The following is a 14,631-nucleotide window of genomic DNA, read 5'->3' on the forward strand; positions in this document are numbered from 1 at the left end:
CCTTACCCTTTGGTCTGTTCGCCCTGCTCGTCGGTGAAATTCAGCGAGGCGGAGTTAACACAGTAGCGTTCACCGGTCGGTTGCGGACCATCGGGGAAGACATGCCCCAGATGCGCATCACAACTTCCGCAGCGGATTTCAACACGCTGCATGCCATGAGAGTTGTCTTCGATATAGCGAATCGCATCATCATTCACCGGCTGGTAAAAACTGGGCCAGCCACAGCCTGAATCATATTTGGTCTCTGAGAGGAAAAGTGGTGCCTCACAAACCAGACAGTGGTAGATCCCTTCCTGCTTGTTGTGGAGCAACGCGCCGCTGTAAGGCGGTTCCGTTCCGCGATGCTGAGTGACGTAGCGCTGCATTTCAGTCAGCTGCGCAATTTTTGCTTCGGGTGCGGTGTCTTTAGCCATTTTAGGATTCCGGGAAGTGCCATTCTGAAAAATTCGACTATTATTCTAACAAATGATCAACATAAGCCGGGTCTTTTTTTGTGCTCACCCTTTCAGTCTGCCTTCCGCTAAACGGATTTGTGACTTCGATCACCTTTTGTTCCGGGCATCCCTATATATTCGGCGATTGATTCGACGAAGCACGATATCATTGGCGGTGTGCAAGCGGTTGCGCACCGAATAATTCCCCTCAGGCGAATTGATTTGTCGCAACAATTGACACGATTCCGCTTGACGCCTGGTAAGGTTTTTGTAATTTTACAGGCAACCTTTTATTCACTAACAAATAGCTGGTGGAATATATGACTATCAAAGTAGGTATCAACGGTTTTGGCCGTATCGGTCGCATCGTTTTCCGTGCTGCTCAGAAACGTTCTGACATCGAAATCGTTGCTATCAACGACCTGCTGGACGCGGATTACATGGCGTACATGCTGAAGTATGACTCTACGCACGGTCGTTTCGACGGCACTGTAGAAGTTCAGGATGGCGCACTGGTCGTTAACGGTAAAAAAATCCGTGTTACTGCTGAGCGTGATCCGGCAAACCTGAAGTGGGATGAAGTGGGCGTTGACGTTGTTGCTGAAGCAACCGGTATCTTCCTGACCGACGAAACCGCGCGTAAACACATCACCGCAGGTGCTAAGAAAGTCGTTCTGACCGGTCCATCTAAAGATGACACCCCTATGTTTGTTCGTGGTGCAAACTTCGACAAATATGATGGCCAGGATATCGTTTCTAACGCTTCCTGTACCACCAACTGCCTGGCACCGCTGGCAAAAGTCATCAACGACAAGTTTGGTATCGTTGAAGGTCTGATGACCACCGTTCACGCTACCACTGCGACTCAGAAAACCGTTGATGGCCCGTCTCACAAAGACTGGCGCGGCGGCCGTGGCGCATCGCAGAACATCATTCCTTCATCAACTGGCGCAGCAAAAGCCGTTGGTAAAGTTCTGCCAGAGCTGAACGGCAAACTGACCGGTATGGCATTCCGCGTACCTACCCCTAACGTTTCCGTTGTTGACCTGACCGTGCGTCTGGAAAAAGCGGCTTCTTACAAAGAAATCTGTGCTGCAATCAAAGCGGCTGCAGAAGGTGAGATGAAAGACGTTCTGGGCTACGTTGAAGATGACGTGGTTTCTACCGACTTCAACGGCGAAGTCCTGACTTCAGTATTCGATGCTAAAGCGGGTATCGCACTGAACGACAACTTTGTGAAACTGGTTTCCTGGTACGACAACGAAACTGGCTACTCAAACAAAGTTCTCGACCTGATTGCGCTGGTTTCTGCTAAATAAGGCAGACAGACATCATTGAGATTAAGGGCGACTTCGGTCGCCCTTTTTTTGATCCGCACAGGAAGGAATCGAACATGCAAGATAAACTGTTTTCTCTGCCCGTGGTCACGCAGATCTCCCCTTACCTTTCGCAGCGTCAGGTTGACGAACTGCCGACGATTGTTATCAGTCACCCTAAAGTACGGGCAGCGATTACGCTGCAGGGCGCACACCTGATCGCCTGGCAGCCGAGTGGTGAAAAGCCGGTACTGTGGCTGAGCGACAAGAGTCTGTTTTCACCAGGCAAAGCGATACGTGGCGGCGTACCGATCTGCTGGCCCTGGTTTGGTCCGGCAGGCGAACCGGCACACGGTTTTGCCCGGATTCAGACATGGAAGCTTACGGCGCATGATGAGAATGAAGATGGCGTAATGCTGACGCTGGTGCTTGAGAGCAACGCTCAGACGCTGAAACTGTGGCCACACGAATTTACCCTGATTGCCCGCTTCCGCCTGGGTCAGCATTGTGAAATTGAACTGGAAGCGCATGGTGACTTTGAAGCCACGGCAGCGCTGCATAGCTACTTTACCGTCAGTGACATCAACGGTGTTGAGGTCTCCGGTCTGGGCAACAGCTATATCGACAAAGTAAATAACGGTGAGGTTGCCAGCAGTGATGGCAAACAGCGCTATCCGGGACGCATCGACCGTATCTTCACTGCAGCAGAAGATTGCTCGGTCATCAATGATACAGCCGCTGAGCGACAGATCGAAGTTTACCACCACCATCACAGTGACGTTGTCACCTGGAATCCGGGAGTGGAACTCTCCTGCAGCATGGCGGATATGGCGAATGAAGGGTATAAGACAATGGTCTGTGTAGAGACGGCCCGAATCAGTAAGCCGCTGCGCAGTGCGGGTGAAAAGCCGGCACGCCTGGCCACAACGTTCCGTCTTAAGAAGAAAGTCGCAGCCAGCGACAAAGCTTAGGGCTAAACGATATCCAGCGGTAATTTATGCTGTGGTGCTGGCCAGGCACGATCGATGAGCTGTAACTCTTCATCGGTCAGTTCCATCTCCAGCGCCGCAGCATTTTCCTGAACGTGAACCACAGAACTGGCTTTGGGAATGGCAATGACGCCAGGCTGACGAATCACCCAGGCCAGCAGTAATTGCGCCACGCTGATGCCCTTCTGTTGTGCAATCTGATTCAGCACCACGTCGGTAAACAGCGCGTCCCGCAGCCGTCCAGCCTGTGCCAGCGGACAATAGGCCATCACCGGCACGCCTCGCTGCTGACAGACGGGCAGCAGATCAAATTCGATGCCGCGTGAAGCAAGATGGTAGAGCACCTGATTGGTCGCGCACTGATTGCCTCCGGGTTCGTCCCACAGTTCGGTCATATCATCAGTATCAAAATTCGAGACGCCCCAATAACGAATCTTGCCCTGTTGCTGCAGGCGCTCCATGGCGCGTAGAGTCTCTTCCAGCGGAATATTACCGCGCCAGTGCAGCAGATAGAGATCAAGGTAATCGGTCTGCAGACGGCGCAGGCTGCGTTCACAGGCTTCAATGGCATCCACTTCGCCGGCATTCCACGGATAGACCTTCGACACCAGCAATGCTTTATCGCGACGCCCCAGCAGTGCCTGCCCGACCACCTCTTCAGCGCCGCCGTCTGCATACATTTCGGCGGTATCAATCAGCTGCAATCCACACTCAAGACCTGCCTGTAATGCCGCGACTTCACCGGCCCGCTGCGCCGGGTTTTCGCCCATATACCACGTGCCCTGACCGATTACCGGCAGGTCGCTGAAGCCAGCGAAGTTGATCGTGTTGCGCATTCTGCTCTCCCGCCTCATTCTGAGGCCCCATAAAAGAACAGAGGGCACTGGGTGCCCTCTTTCGGTGCGTTATCAGAAGGTGTAGCTGACACCTGTCCAGATCGTCGTCTGCCCGCTCTTATCAATCATCGGGCTGTCTTTGATTTCGCTGTCGAAGCGGGTGTAACGTCCCACCACGCCAACATTCCACTGCGCTGCAATCTGATAGCTGGCACTCAGCTCAACATAAGGTGACCAGCTGTCGTCCGGATTGTAACGACTGATGCCGGTACGTGCGCTTTCATGCGCGGAAACACCGTAATAATAACGGTTTTGATTGGCGCTATTCCACATGGCACCGATGCCAGGCGTCAGGCTGAAGTCGCCCATCTGGATGGGGTAGAGGTAAGTCAGGTCCCAGATCATGCCGTTGCTGTTATTCAGCACGTCGCCCAGCAATGCCGTACGGACAACCCCCCAGTCGGCGGTGTGACGATAAGTAGCGCCACCCATCAGCGTCATGCGGCGCTTATCCAGCCCTTTCATATCGCCCAGATCGTTGTCGCTGGGTTTGTACTCCTGCGGTGAGCCCAGCAGCGTCAGCGAGAGCTGATTCTGAGGATCTTTCCACAGGTAGTAACCGCCCTGCAGGCTGCGGAACCAGAAGTCTTCACCCTCATAATTGATGACCGGAACCGGAAGATAACGGTCCTGTCCGCCACGATAAGGTGAGTCGGCATAGATGACCGATGCCCCTATAGAGAGCGGAGCGGCATTGGCGTGCGCCGCCAGTAAATAACAGGGTAAAAGTGCAACAAGCGTCTTAAATTTGAATTGGTTCACAATTTATTCATTCCATAAATATAACAATCAAACAGGAAGTCTAACGTTTTTTTACGGCTGGATTAACTTATATCGAAATCCTTTAAGCAACCAACAGATGAAAGTGGCACCAAAGGTTAAAAACAAGTTAAGTTAAAGCATCACCCATATGAACTCATCTCACAACTGACCCGAATTAGTCTTGATCTCCCCCTCATTCGCCCAAACCCATGGAGGAAATTTCCTAGAAGCCATCTACAGTTAGAATTAACAGCAGAGATTTTGTACGAGCAGAGTAACCACAAAAGTTGTGTATCCCGATAAAAAAGATCAGGTTGGCATAAGGGTTGCTGTACTCAACAGAGAATATCTTCCGGGAGCTGCTACAAGTCTTAAATTACGCTCCTTACCTGTGCTAAAAACGAAAGGACGGGCATCGCTATGAATATATTCGATCACTATCGTCAGCGTTATGAAGCTGCCAAGGACGAAGAGTTCACACTGCAGGAATTTCTTGCCATCTGTAAGCAGGATCGCAGTGCATACGCCAACGCTGCAGAGCGACTGTTAATGGCTATCGGAGAGCCAGTAATGGTCGACACTGCTCAGGAGCCACGCCTTTCCAGAATATTCTCCAACCGTGTGATGGGTCGCTATCCGGCGTTCGAGGAGTTTTACGGCATGGAGGAAGCGATTGAACAGATCGTCTCCTATCTGAAACATGCCGCTCAGGGACTTGAGGAGAAGAAACAGATCCTCTATTTACTGGGTCCGGTGGGTGGCGGTAAATCTTCCCTGGCGGAACGGCTTAAGTCGCTGATGCAGCGGGTGCCCATCTATGTGCTGAGCGCTGACGGTGAACGCAGTCCGGTCAACGATCATCCTCTTTGCCTGTTCAATCCGCAGGAAGACGCGCATATTCTTGAAAAAGAGTATGGCGTGCCGCGCCGTTACCTCGGCACTATCATGTCGCCCTGGGCTGCGAAACGCCTTCACGACTTTGGTGGCGATATTTCGCGGTTCAAAGTCGTAAAAGTCTGGCCGTCGATTCTGGAACAGCTGGCGATCGCCAAAACCGAGCCGGGTGATGAGAACAACCAGGATATCTCTGCGCTGGTGGGTAAAGTGGACATCCGTAAACTGGAAAACCACGCGCAAAACGATCCTGATGCCTACGGTTACTCTGGTGCACTCTGCCGCGCGAACCAGGGCATCATGGAATTCGTGGAGATGTTTAAAGCACCGATTAAGGTGCTGCACCCACTCCTTACAGCAACGCAGGAAGGCAACTACAACGGCACCGAGGGAATTTCGGCGCTGCCGTTTAACGGCATTATTCTGGCGCACTCCAACGAATCAGAGTGGGTGACGTTCCGTAACAACAAGAATAATGAGGCGTTCCTTGACCGCGTTTACATCGTCAAAGTGCCCTATTGCCTGCGGGTCTCTGAAGAGATCAAAATCTACGACAAACTGCTTAATCACAGTGAGCTGGCAACCTCGCCCTGCGCACCGGGCACGCTGGAGACGCTGGCACGCTTCTCTATCCTGTCACGACTCAAGGATCCTGAGAACTCCAGCATCTATTCCAAAATGCGGGTGTACGATGGTGAGAGTCTGAAAGACACCGACCCTAAAGCGAAATCCTGGCAGGAATATCACGATTATGCCGGTGTGGATGAAGGTATGAACGGTCTCTCGACCCGTTTTGCCTTTAAGATTTTGTCGCGGGTATTTAATTTCGATCACGCCGAAGTCGCAGCTAACCCGGTGCACCTGTTCTACGTGCTGGAGCAGCAGATTGAGCGCGAGCAGTTCCCGCAGGATCAGGCGGAGAAATACCTTGAGCACCTCAAAGGCTATCTGATTCCCAAATATGCTGAGTTTATTGGCAAAGAGATTCAGACCGCCTATCTGGAATCCTACTCTGAATATGGTCAGAACATTTTTGACCGCTACGTGACCTATGCCGACTTCTGGATTCAGGATCAGGAGTATCGCGATCCCGATACCGGACAGTTGTTTGACCGTGAATCGCTCAACGCGGAGCTTGAGAAGATCGAGAAGCCTGCTGGCATCAGTAACCCGAAAGATTTCCGTAACGAGATCGTCAACTTCGTGCTGCGCGCCAGGGCACACAATAACGGTCGCAATCCGAACTGGACCAGTTACGAGAAGTTGCGCACCGTGATTGAGAAGAAAATGTTCTCGAATACGGAAGAGTTGCTGCCGGTCATCTCGTTTAACACCAAGACCTCTACCGATGAGCAGAAAAAGCATGATGATTTTGTCGATCGCATGATGGAAAAAGGCTATACCCGCAAACAGGTTCGCCTGCTCTGTGAATGGTATCTGCGTGTGCGTAAATCGTCCTGATAAGAGTCTGTAAGCTTGCCGGTAAGTGATACCGGTCTGACAGGGTCGGGTTCGCCCGACCTGCTTACAATGTAGTTTGGGGGAATACCATGGCCTATTTCATCGATCGCCGGCTTAACGGCAAAAACAAGAGCGCGGTAAACCGCCAGCGCTTCTTGCGCCGTTATAAGTCGCAAATTAAGCAGTCGATCTCCGAGGCCATCAATAAACGCTCGGTGACCGACGTAAGCAGCGGTGAGTCCGTCTCTATCCCGATTGACGATATCAATGAGCCGATTTTCCATCAGGGGCGCGGCGGTAACCGCCATCGGGTCCATCCGGGCAACGACCATTTTGTGCAGAACGACCGCGTCGAGCGTCCGCAGGGTGGCGGTGGCGGCGGCAGTGGTCAGGGCAATGCCAGTCAGGATGGTGAAGGTCAGGATGAGTTTGTCTTTCAGATATCGAAAGATGAGTATCTTGACCTGCTGTTTGAAGACCTCGCCCTGCCTAACCTGCGTCGCAACCAGCATCGTCAGCTGAATGAGTATAAGACCCACCGGGCCGGTTTCACCTCCAATGGCGTGCCGGCCAATATCAGCGTTGTGCGCTCATTGCAGAATTCACTGGCGCGTCGTACGGCGATGACAGCAGGTAAACGCCGGATGCTGCATGAACTGGAAGAGACGCTGCAGGAGATTGAGAAAACCGAACCGGCTCAGTTACTGGAAGAGGAGCGGCTGCGCAGAGAGATTGCCGAGTTACGGGCGCGTATTGAACGCGTTCCCTTTATCGACACCTTCGATCTGCGCTACAAAAACTTTGAGAAGCGCCCGGAGCCTTCCAGCCAGGCAGTCATGTTCTGTCTGATGGATGTATCCGGTTCAATGGATCAGGCGACTAAGGATATGGCCAAACGCTTCTATATCCTGCTCTACCTGTTCCTGAGCCGCACCTACAAGAATGTCGATGTGGTTTATATACGCCATCATACGCAGGCTAAAGAAGTCGATGAACAGGAGTTCTTCTACTCTCAGGAGACCGGCGGCACCATCGTTTCCAGTGCGCTGAAACTGATGGATGAGGTGGTGAAAGAGCGTTATGACCCGGCGCAATGGAACATCTATGCTGCACAGGCGTCGGATGGCGATAACTGGGCCGACGATTCACCGCTCTGTCACGAGATCCTGGCGAAGCATATTCTGCCGGTGGTGCGTTATTACAGTTATATCGAGATTACCCGCCGTGCGCATCAGACGCTGTGGCGCGAGTATGAGCATCTGCAGTCGACGTTTGATAACTTTGCCATTGAACATATTCGTGAGCCGGAAGATATCTATCCGGTGTTCCGATCGCTGTTCCATAAACAGGCAACGGAAGCCTGATGCACTAAGCCGGCTAATCGCCGGCTTTTTTTATCTGCCGAATAACCTGCTAAAACAGTCTGTTTTCTCCCGCTTGCCTGCCAACCCCCTCATTCTTCACATTAATCTGATTCCATACCCTGTTAAGCAATTCGTATAATGCGCATTTTCACAATGACAACTCCTTGATAAAACATTATCTTTCAGAGATAGCATGGATATTTGTCATCAGTTGCCACATCGCACTGCCATATCTCAGGAGACCGGGTTTGAACCACACTATTGTCTACAGTCTGTTTATCATCGGTTCCGTGCTGGTCGCATCGAGTATTCTGCTCAGCTCTTTCTCATCCCGGCTGGGTATTCCTATTCTGGTTATCTTCCTCGCACTGGGCATGCTGACCGGTATTGATGGTATCGGCGGCATCGCCTTTGATAACTATCCTGCGGCGTATCTGATTTCAAACCTGGCGCTGGCGATCATCCTGCTGGATGGCGGCATGCGAACTAAGGCCAGCTCGTTTAAGGTTGCGCTGGGGCCTGCGCTGTCGCTGGCTACCGTCGGGGTAATGATTACCGCGGGCTTAACCGGCGTGGTGGCGGCCTGGTTATTTAACCTCGATATGATGCAGGGCTTCCTGATTGGCGCCATCATCGGCTCTACGGACGCTGCCGCCGTCTTCTCTCTGCTGGGTGATAAAGGCCTGAATGAGCGCGTCAGCTCCACGCTGGAGATTGAGTCGGGCAGCAATGACCCGATGGCGGTGTTTCTGACCATCACCCTGATTGAGATGATCGAGCAGGGCCGCAGCGGCCTTGACTGGATGTTCCTGGTGCATCTGGTGCAGCAGTTTGGTCTGGGTATTGTGTTAGGCCTGGGCGGCGGCTGGGCGCTGCAGCAGCTGATTAACCGTATCAGTCTGGCCCCAGGGCTTTATCCGCTGCTGGCGCTGAGCGGCGGCATTCTGGTGTTCGCCCTCACCACGGTGTTAGAGGGCAGCGGTATCCTGGCGGTCTATCTGTGCGGCTTTTTACTGGGCAACAGCCCGATCCGCAACCGACACGGCATTCTGCAGACCTTTGATGGGATGGCATGGCTGAGCCAGATCGGCATGTTCATCGTGCTGGGGCTACTGGTGACGCCGTCTGATTTATGGCATATCGCGGTGCCGGCGATGATCCTCTCGCTGTGGCTGATTCTGGTGGCGCGCCCGTTATCGGTGTTTATTGGGCTGCTGCCATTCCGCAGCTTCACCACGCGCGAACGCTTTTTTATCAGCTGGGTCGGCTTACGCGGTGCGGTGCCGATTATCCTCGCGGTCTTCCCGATGATGGCCGGATTAGAGAACGCCTCGCTCTATTTTAATATCGCCTTCTTCGTGGTGCTGGTCTCCCTGATGTTGCAGGGCACCTCGCTGGGCTTTGCGGCAAAAAAAGCCAAAGTAGTGGTGCCGCCAACCGCCTCGCCGATCAGCCGTATCGGTCTGGACATTCACCCCGAAAATCCGTGGGAGCAGTTTGTCTATCAGCTCAGCGCCGACAAGTGGTGCGTGGGTGCCGCGCTGCGTGACCTGCAGATGCCGCGCGAGACCCGCATCGCTGCCCTGTTCCGTGACAATGTGCTGATGCACCCCAACGGCGGCACACGGCTGAAAGAGAACGACGTCATCTGCGTGATTGGCCGTGAGCGCGATCTTCCGGCGCTGGGCAAAATGTTCAGCCAGTCGCCGCCGGTTTCGCTCGATCAGCGCTTCTTTGGTGACTTTATTCTGGATGCCGAGGCCCGCCTGCGCGACGTTGCGCAGATTTACGGACTCGAGCTGGATGAGAGCACCAACGATCAGCAGTCACTGGGGCAACTGGTGCTGGCAATGCTGGGCGGCTCGCCGGTCGTCGGCGATCAGGTGGAGTGGAATCAGCTGACCTGGACCGTCGCGGAGAAAGAGGATAACCGCATCGTGAAGATTGGTGTCCGTCCGGCTGAAGAGAAGGAATAATCCTAATCATTCAGCCACGTTATTTTCTCTCAGTGCGCTAAGCTTAACTCTCTATGCCAGTTAAAACGGGAGAAATGAATGGGACACGTGGTTAAAATTGGTCGTTATGAGATTGTAGATGCCGATCTTGACAGTGAGAACGCCGACACCGTCAGTATCCCCTGTCACACCAATCCCGGCTTAATTACCCAACTCGATGGCTGGGATCGTGATACCAGCGTACCGGCCTGGATTGACGGGGAGCCAGTGAATCTGCAGATTGGCCACTACGATAAACAGCAGGACCGCTGGATTTTAAAGAAACCTGCCTGAGCCGCTATCACTACCGCCAGTCATATGATTTGGCGGTAATTCCTAAAAAGCGTCTTAAACAGTTTGGTTATAACCGACCCCTTCCTTATTTTATTCAATAAAAACCTGCAGTTAGCGATTTAAAACTTTAATCACTTTTGATGTTTTCAGATTTTTTCCGTATTAACTCTGTCAAATAACTCCTGCATACTCATTCTCAATGCTGCAACATTTCGTGAGTACCATCACGCTTTAATCGTTACCTTTTTTGCAGCTGCACTGGCTGTACTGACTGCAACAGACTGAAAATTATTTTTTAATTTTTCAGAGGCCCACTCCTGAGCGCGTATTTGATTCTGATCAGGCCATCTTTTACTTGAGAAAGAGAGCAGGTTTTATGGCAAGTACATTGATAATGAATAGCCCGAGCCGCTCGTGGAGCGGCACGCGTAAAAATATCATCGTGAAATTCGCCCTGAGTTTTTCCGATCTGATTGCACTTAACCTGGCGCTGTTTTTATCTGCCGCGACAATACAGGGTATTTGGGGCGAGCTGGATACCTTTATTCCACCGCATCAGATTGAATATCGTTTTGTGGCTCAGTTTATTATGTCAGTGATGTGTACCGGCTGGTTCTGGGTACGACTGCGCCATTATACCTATCGCAAACCCTTCTGGTTTGAGCTGAAAGAGATCGTTAAAACATTATTTGTTTTCTCGCTGCTCGACCTGGCGCTTATCGCCTTCTCTAAATGGGACTTCTCCCGCATGGTGTGGGTCTTCAGCTGGACATATGCCCTGCTGCTGCTGCCGCTGATGCGCGCTCTGGTTAAACGTGCCATTAACAAGGCGGGCCAGTGGCAGAAAGAGACCATCATTATCGGTTCCGGCCGCAACGCCACTGAAGCGTATGCGGCGCTGCAGAGTGAAGAGATCCTGGGCTACAACGTGCAGGCCTTTATCTCGGTCGATGATGTTCCGGCTCAGCAGAGCGTGAATGGTGTGCCAGTGATCACCTGGAAAGACATTAACTGGCAGACCATTGACCGTGACAATGTGCAGTTTATTGTTGCCATGGAGTATGAGCAGCAGCCGATGCGCGATCGCTGGCTGAAGTTCCTGTCGAAGATGAACTGCCGGTCAGTTTCGGTGATCCCGACGCTGCGCGGCGTGCCGCTTTACGGCACGGACATGTCTTTCATCTTCAGTCATGAAGTGATGATCCTGCGCGTCAGCAATAACCTGGCGAAACACTCCTCCCGTTTCATGAAGCGTGCCTTTGATATTGTCGTCGCGTCGATGCTGCTGCTGTTCCTTGGCCCAATCTTCGCCCTGCTCTGCTATATGGTGAAGCGTGACGGCGGCAATGCAATTTATGGTCACGAGCGTGTGGGCCAGAATGGCAAAAAATTCAAATGTCTGAAATTCCGTTCCATGGTGACCAATTCCAAAGAGGTGCTGGAGAAATTGCTGGCCACCAGTGAAGAGGCCCGGATGGAGTGGGACAAAGATTTCAAACTGAAGAATGACCCGCGCGTAACCCGGATTGGCAGCTTCCTGCGTAAAACCAGCCTCGACGAATTGCCGCAGCTGTGGAACGTGATTCGTGGTGAGATGAGTCTGGTCGGCCCGCGTCCGGTCATCGAAGCTGAACTAGAGCGTTATGCCGGTGACGTTGACTACTACCTGATGGCCAAGCCAGGCATGACCGGCCTCTGGCAGGTCAGCGGACGTAACGATATCGACTATGATACTCGCGTCTATTTTGACTCCTGGTATGTCAAAAACTGGGCGCTCTGGACCGATATCGCGATTTTGTTCAAAACCGCAGGCGTGGTGCTACGCCGCGACGGCGCTTACTAAGTCAGTAATGCGATGCCTGTTTACCGCAGGCATCGCACTTTCCGCACGACTTCCTCTATCTTTTTTGCCTCTGAATCATTACCCTCTGCGCTCGTTTTTTAACAGAACGTTTACCCTCTGGTTGTTATGCAAAAATTTACTCTGCTGTTATTAAGCCTGGTGCTGCTGGCACCTTTAGGCATCGATCTCTATTTGCCCACGCTGCCGCAAATCGCAGAAGGGCTGGATACGCCGGTCTCACTGGTACAGACCACCATTCCCCTGTTTCTGCTGGTGATGGGACTGGGACAACTGGTGACCGGTCCGCTGGTGGACAACTATGGCCGTAAGCCGATTGCCCTGCTGGGGCTGGGGCTCTACATCACTGGCAGCGCCATCGCCGCCACCGCCACCTCATTCCCGCTGTTTGTCGTGGCTCGCCTGGTGCAGGGCTGTGGCGTCTGCTGCAGCGCGGTAGTCGCCTTTAGCGGCGTGCGTGACCGACTCAGCGGTGATGATGCCGCCCGCGCCTATAGCTTCCTGAACGGTGCGTTAAATATCGTTCCAGCCCTGGCCCCGCTGCTAGGCGGACTGCTGGCCAGCGCCTTCGACTGGCGCGCACCCTTCTGGTTCCTCTGCGCTTATGGCGTGCTGATTACGCTGCTGGTGATTATCTGGCTGCCAGAAACACGTCCGGCGAATACGCTGCGGGTGAAAGGCTTGCCGATTAAGCAGTACGCTGAAATTCTGCGTCAGCCGCGCTTCCTGGCCTTCGCCTTTGCCAATGCCGGTGCGCTGGGTATGGTGCTGACCTATGTGTCGCTGGCACCGCAGGTGTTAATGACCGAAGGCGGGCTGACGCCGATCCAGTTCTCCTTTGCGTTTGGCGCTAACGGTTTCTGGATCATGTTTGTCAGCATGTTCGTGAATAAAGCAATTCGTAAAGCGGGTCGACCATTCTGTCTGGCGATGGGATTCTTCACCATGCTGCTGGGCGCGGTGCTGCTGGTGGCAGGGATGCAGATTTTCCCGGCAGAGATGCAGACGCACTGGGCGCTCTACATGTTCCCGGTCGCCGTGTCGGTGGCAGGACTGGCCTTTACGGTGGGGCCAGCCACCAGCTATGCGCTGGAGCCCTATCAGCAACAGGCGGGCGTGGCGTCCGCCCTGCAGGGCTTTATTCAGATGGCCGGTGGTGCGGCAGGCAGCCTGGTAATCGTTGCGCTGCCGGTGGCGGAGAAGCTGTCGCTGAGTCTGATGATGCTGCTGGGTGCTGCGCTGGCCTTTATCGCCTGGCGCTGCAGCAGAAAGATGCGCGGCAGCCTGACCGCGCTTAAATAACCGTGACCGGGACGCGGGGTGCCAGCGCGCACATCAGCTCGTACCCTACCGTTCCGGCCGCTTTTGCCACCTGATCGATTTTCACCTGCTCCCCCCACAGCTCAACAGATGAGCCGATGCCCGCCTGCGGACAGGGGGTTAAATCCACCGTAATCATATCCATGGAAACCGCGCCAACCACTTGTGTCATCACGCCATCGACGCAGACCGGCGTGCCCGTCGGGGCATGGCGCGGATAGCCATCGGCGTAACCACAGGCTACGACGCCAATCCGCTGCGCTGTGCTGGCGTGATAACGGTAGCCGTAACCGACGCCATCGCCCGCCTGTAACTGCTGAACCGCAATAATCTCACTGCTCAGAGTCATCACTGGCTTCAGGCCGCTGCCGGCAATGTCCTGCCAATCACCGCTGGGCGACGCGCCGTACAGAATAATACCGGGCCGGACCCAGTCAAAATGCGCTTCAGGATGCCATAAGGTGCAGGCGGAATTCGAGAGCGACCGCGGGCAGTTCAGCCCCTCCGCCGCCTGCTCAACACGCTGCAACGGTGCAATCAGGCCCTGCGGATTTTCGGCATCGGCAAAATGGGCCATCAGCGTCATCTCACCGATATTCCTCAGCGCCCGCAGCTTCTGCCAGGCGCCAGAAACCTGCTCCGGGCGAAAGCCCAGCCGGTTCATGCCGCTGTTCATTTTGAGATAGATATCAACCGGCGCAGAGAGGCTGGCACTGGCCAGCGCCTTGATTTGCCAGTTACTGTGTACGCTGGTAGTCAGGCGATAGCGGTCAATCAGCTGCAGATCCTCTGGCTGGAAAAATCCCTCCAGCAGCAAAATCGGTTTTTTCCAGCCCTGCTCGCGCAGCAGAATGGCTTCTTCCATATTAAGCAGCGCAAAGCCGTCGGTGGCAGATAATGCTTCGCGTACGCGATCAATGCCATGGCCATAAGCATTGGCTTTCACCACTGACCAGACGCGGGATGCGGGCGCCGCCTGGCGAACAACAGTCAGGTTATGACGAAGCGCCTGCTGGTTAATGGTAGCGACAATCGGACGTGACATC

At 53.6% G+C, this 14,631-nt stretch carries 12 protein-coding genes; 8 read left to right on the plus strand and 4 right to left on the minus strand.

The genetic code is table 11. The annotated features are described in order from the left end of the window. Positions 1–2: 2 nt before the first annotated feature. Complete coding sequence (msrB, locus tag AC6I8C_RS10580; RefSeq protein WP_013358062.1) at positions 3–413, minus strand: peptide-methionine (R)-S-oxide reductase MsrB; 411 nt, start codon at positions 411–413, stop codon at positions 3–5. Between the two features lie 341 nt (positions 414–754). On the opposite strand from msrB, the gene gapA reads away from it, so the two are divergent. Together gapA and AC6I8C_RS10590 are read left to right on the plus strand one after the other, a co-directional pair. After that, the gene (gene gapA, locus AC6I8C_RS10585; RefSeq protein ID WP_013358063.1) at positions 755–1,753 is read left to right on the plus strand and encodes a glyceraldehyde-3-phosphate dehydrogenase; all 999 of its coding nucleotides are present in this window, start codon (positions 755–757) and stop codon (positions 1,751–1,753) included. 74 nt (positions 1,754–1,827) lie between these two features. Next, complete coding sequence (locus tag AC6I8C_RS10590; RefSeq protein ID WP_497822436.1) at positions 1,828–2,721, plus strand: D-hexose-6-phosphate mutarotase; 894 nt, start codon at positions 1,828–1,830, stop codon at positions 2,719–2,721. A 2-nt stretch (positions 2,722–2,723) separates the two neighbouring features. Here AC6I8C_RS10590 and AC6I8C_RS10595 read toward each other — a convergent pair whose 3' ends face one another. Continuing rightward, positions 2,724–3,575, minus strand: coding sequence for an aldo/keto reductase (locus AC6I8C_RS10595; protein ID WP_497822437.1), 852 nt, complete (start codon positions 3,573–3,575; stop codon positions 2,724–2,726). Positions 3,576–3,647: 72 nt separating this feature from the next. Further along, positions 3,648–4,397 carry a MipA/OmpV family protein gene (locus AC6I8C_RS10600; RefSeq protein ID WP_497822438.1) on the minus strand — a complete coding sequence of 250 codons (750 nt, stop codon included), beginning with the start codon at positions 4,395–4,397 and terminating at the stop codon, positions 3,648–3,650. Positions 4,398–4,817: 420 nt separating this feature from the next. Here AC6I8C_RS10600 and yeaG point away from each other — a divergent pair, with 420 nt between their 5' ends. The 6 genes from yeaG (at position 4,818) to AC6I8C_RS10630 (ending at position 13,567) form a co-directional block, all read left to right on the plus strand. Beyond that, positions 4,818–6,752 (plus strand): protein kinase YeaG, encoded by a 1,935-nt coding sequence (gene yeaG / locus AC6I8C_RS10605; protein ID WP_003852739.1) that lies wholly within the window; start codon positions 4,818–4,820, stop codon positions 6,750–6,752. Positions 6,753–6,841: 89 nt separating this feature from the next. Then, positions 6,842–8,116 carry a YeaH/YhbH family protein gene (locus AC6I8C_RS10610; RefSeq protein WP_497822439.1) on the plus strand — a complete coding sequence of 425 codons (1,275 nt, stop codon included), beginning with the start codon at positions 6,842–6,844 and terminating at the stop codon, positions 8,114–8,116. A 248-nt stretch (positions 8,117–8,364) separates the two neighbouring features. Beyond that, positions 8,365–10,092 (plus strand): potassium/proton antiporter, encoded by a 1,728-nt coding sequence (locus AC6I8C_RS10615; RefSeq protein WP_497822440.1) that lies wholly within the window; start codon positions 8,365–8,367, stop codon positions 10,090–10,092. 78 nt (positions 10,093–10,170) lie between these two features. Next, complete coding sequence (locus tag AC6I8C_RS10620; RefSeq protein ID WP_013358069.1) at positions 10,171–10,404, plus strand: DUF1480 family protein; 234 nt, start codon at positions 10,171–10,173, stop codon at positions 10,402–10,404. A gap of 376 nt (positions 10,405–10,780) precedes the next feature. Beyond that, positions 10,781–12,247, plus strand: coding sequence for an undecaprenyl-phosphate galactose phosphotransferase WbaP (gene wbaP / locus AC6I8C_RS10625; protein WP_013358070.1), 1,467 nt, complete (start codon positions 10,781–10,783; stop codon positions 12,245–12,247). A 126-nt stretch (positions 12,248–12,373) separates the two neighbouring features. Continuing rightward, complete coding sequence (locus tag AC6I8C_RS10630) at positions 12,374–13,567, plus strand: multidrug effflux MFS transporter (RefSeq protein WP_497822441.1); 1,194 nt, start codon at positions 12,374–12,376, stop codon at positions 13,565–13,567. On the opposite strand, the gene dadX is transcribed toward AC6I8C_RS10630, so the two are convergent. After that, a complete protein-coding gene (gene dadX / locus AC6I8C_RS10635) occupies positions 13,560–14,630 on the minus strand; it encodes a catabolic alanine racemase DadX (protein WP_497822442.1) in 1,071 nt (356 codons plus the stop codon). The genes AC6I8C_RS10630 and dadX overlap by 8 nt on opposite strands. Between the last annotated feature and the right edge of the window lies 1 nt (position 14,631).

It is taken from the genome of Pantoea sp. X-Soil-YNGN-844 (assembly GCF_059730595.1).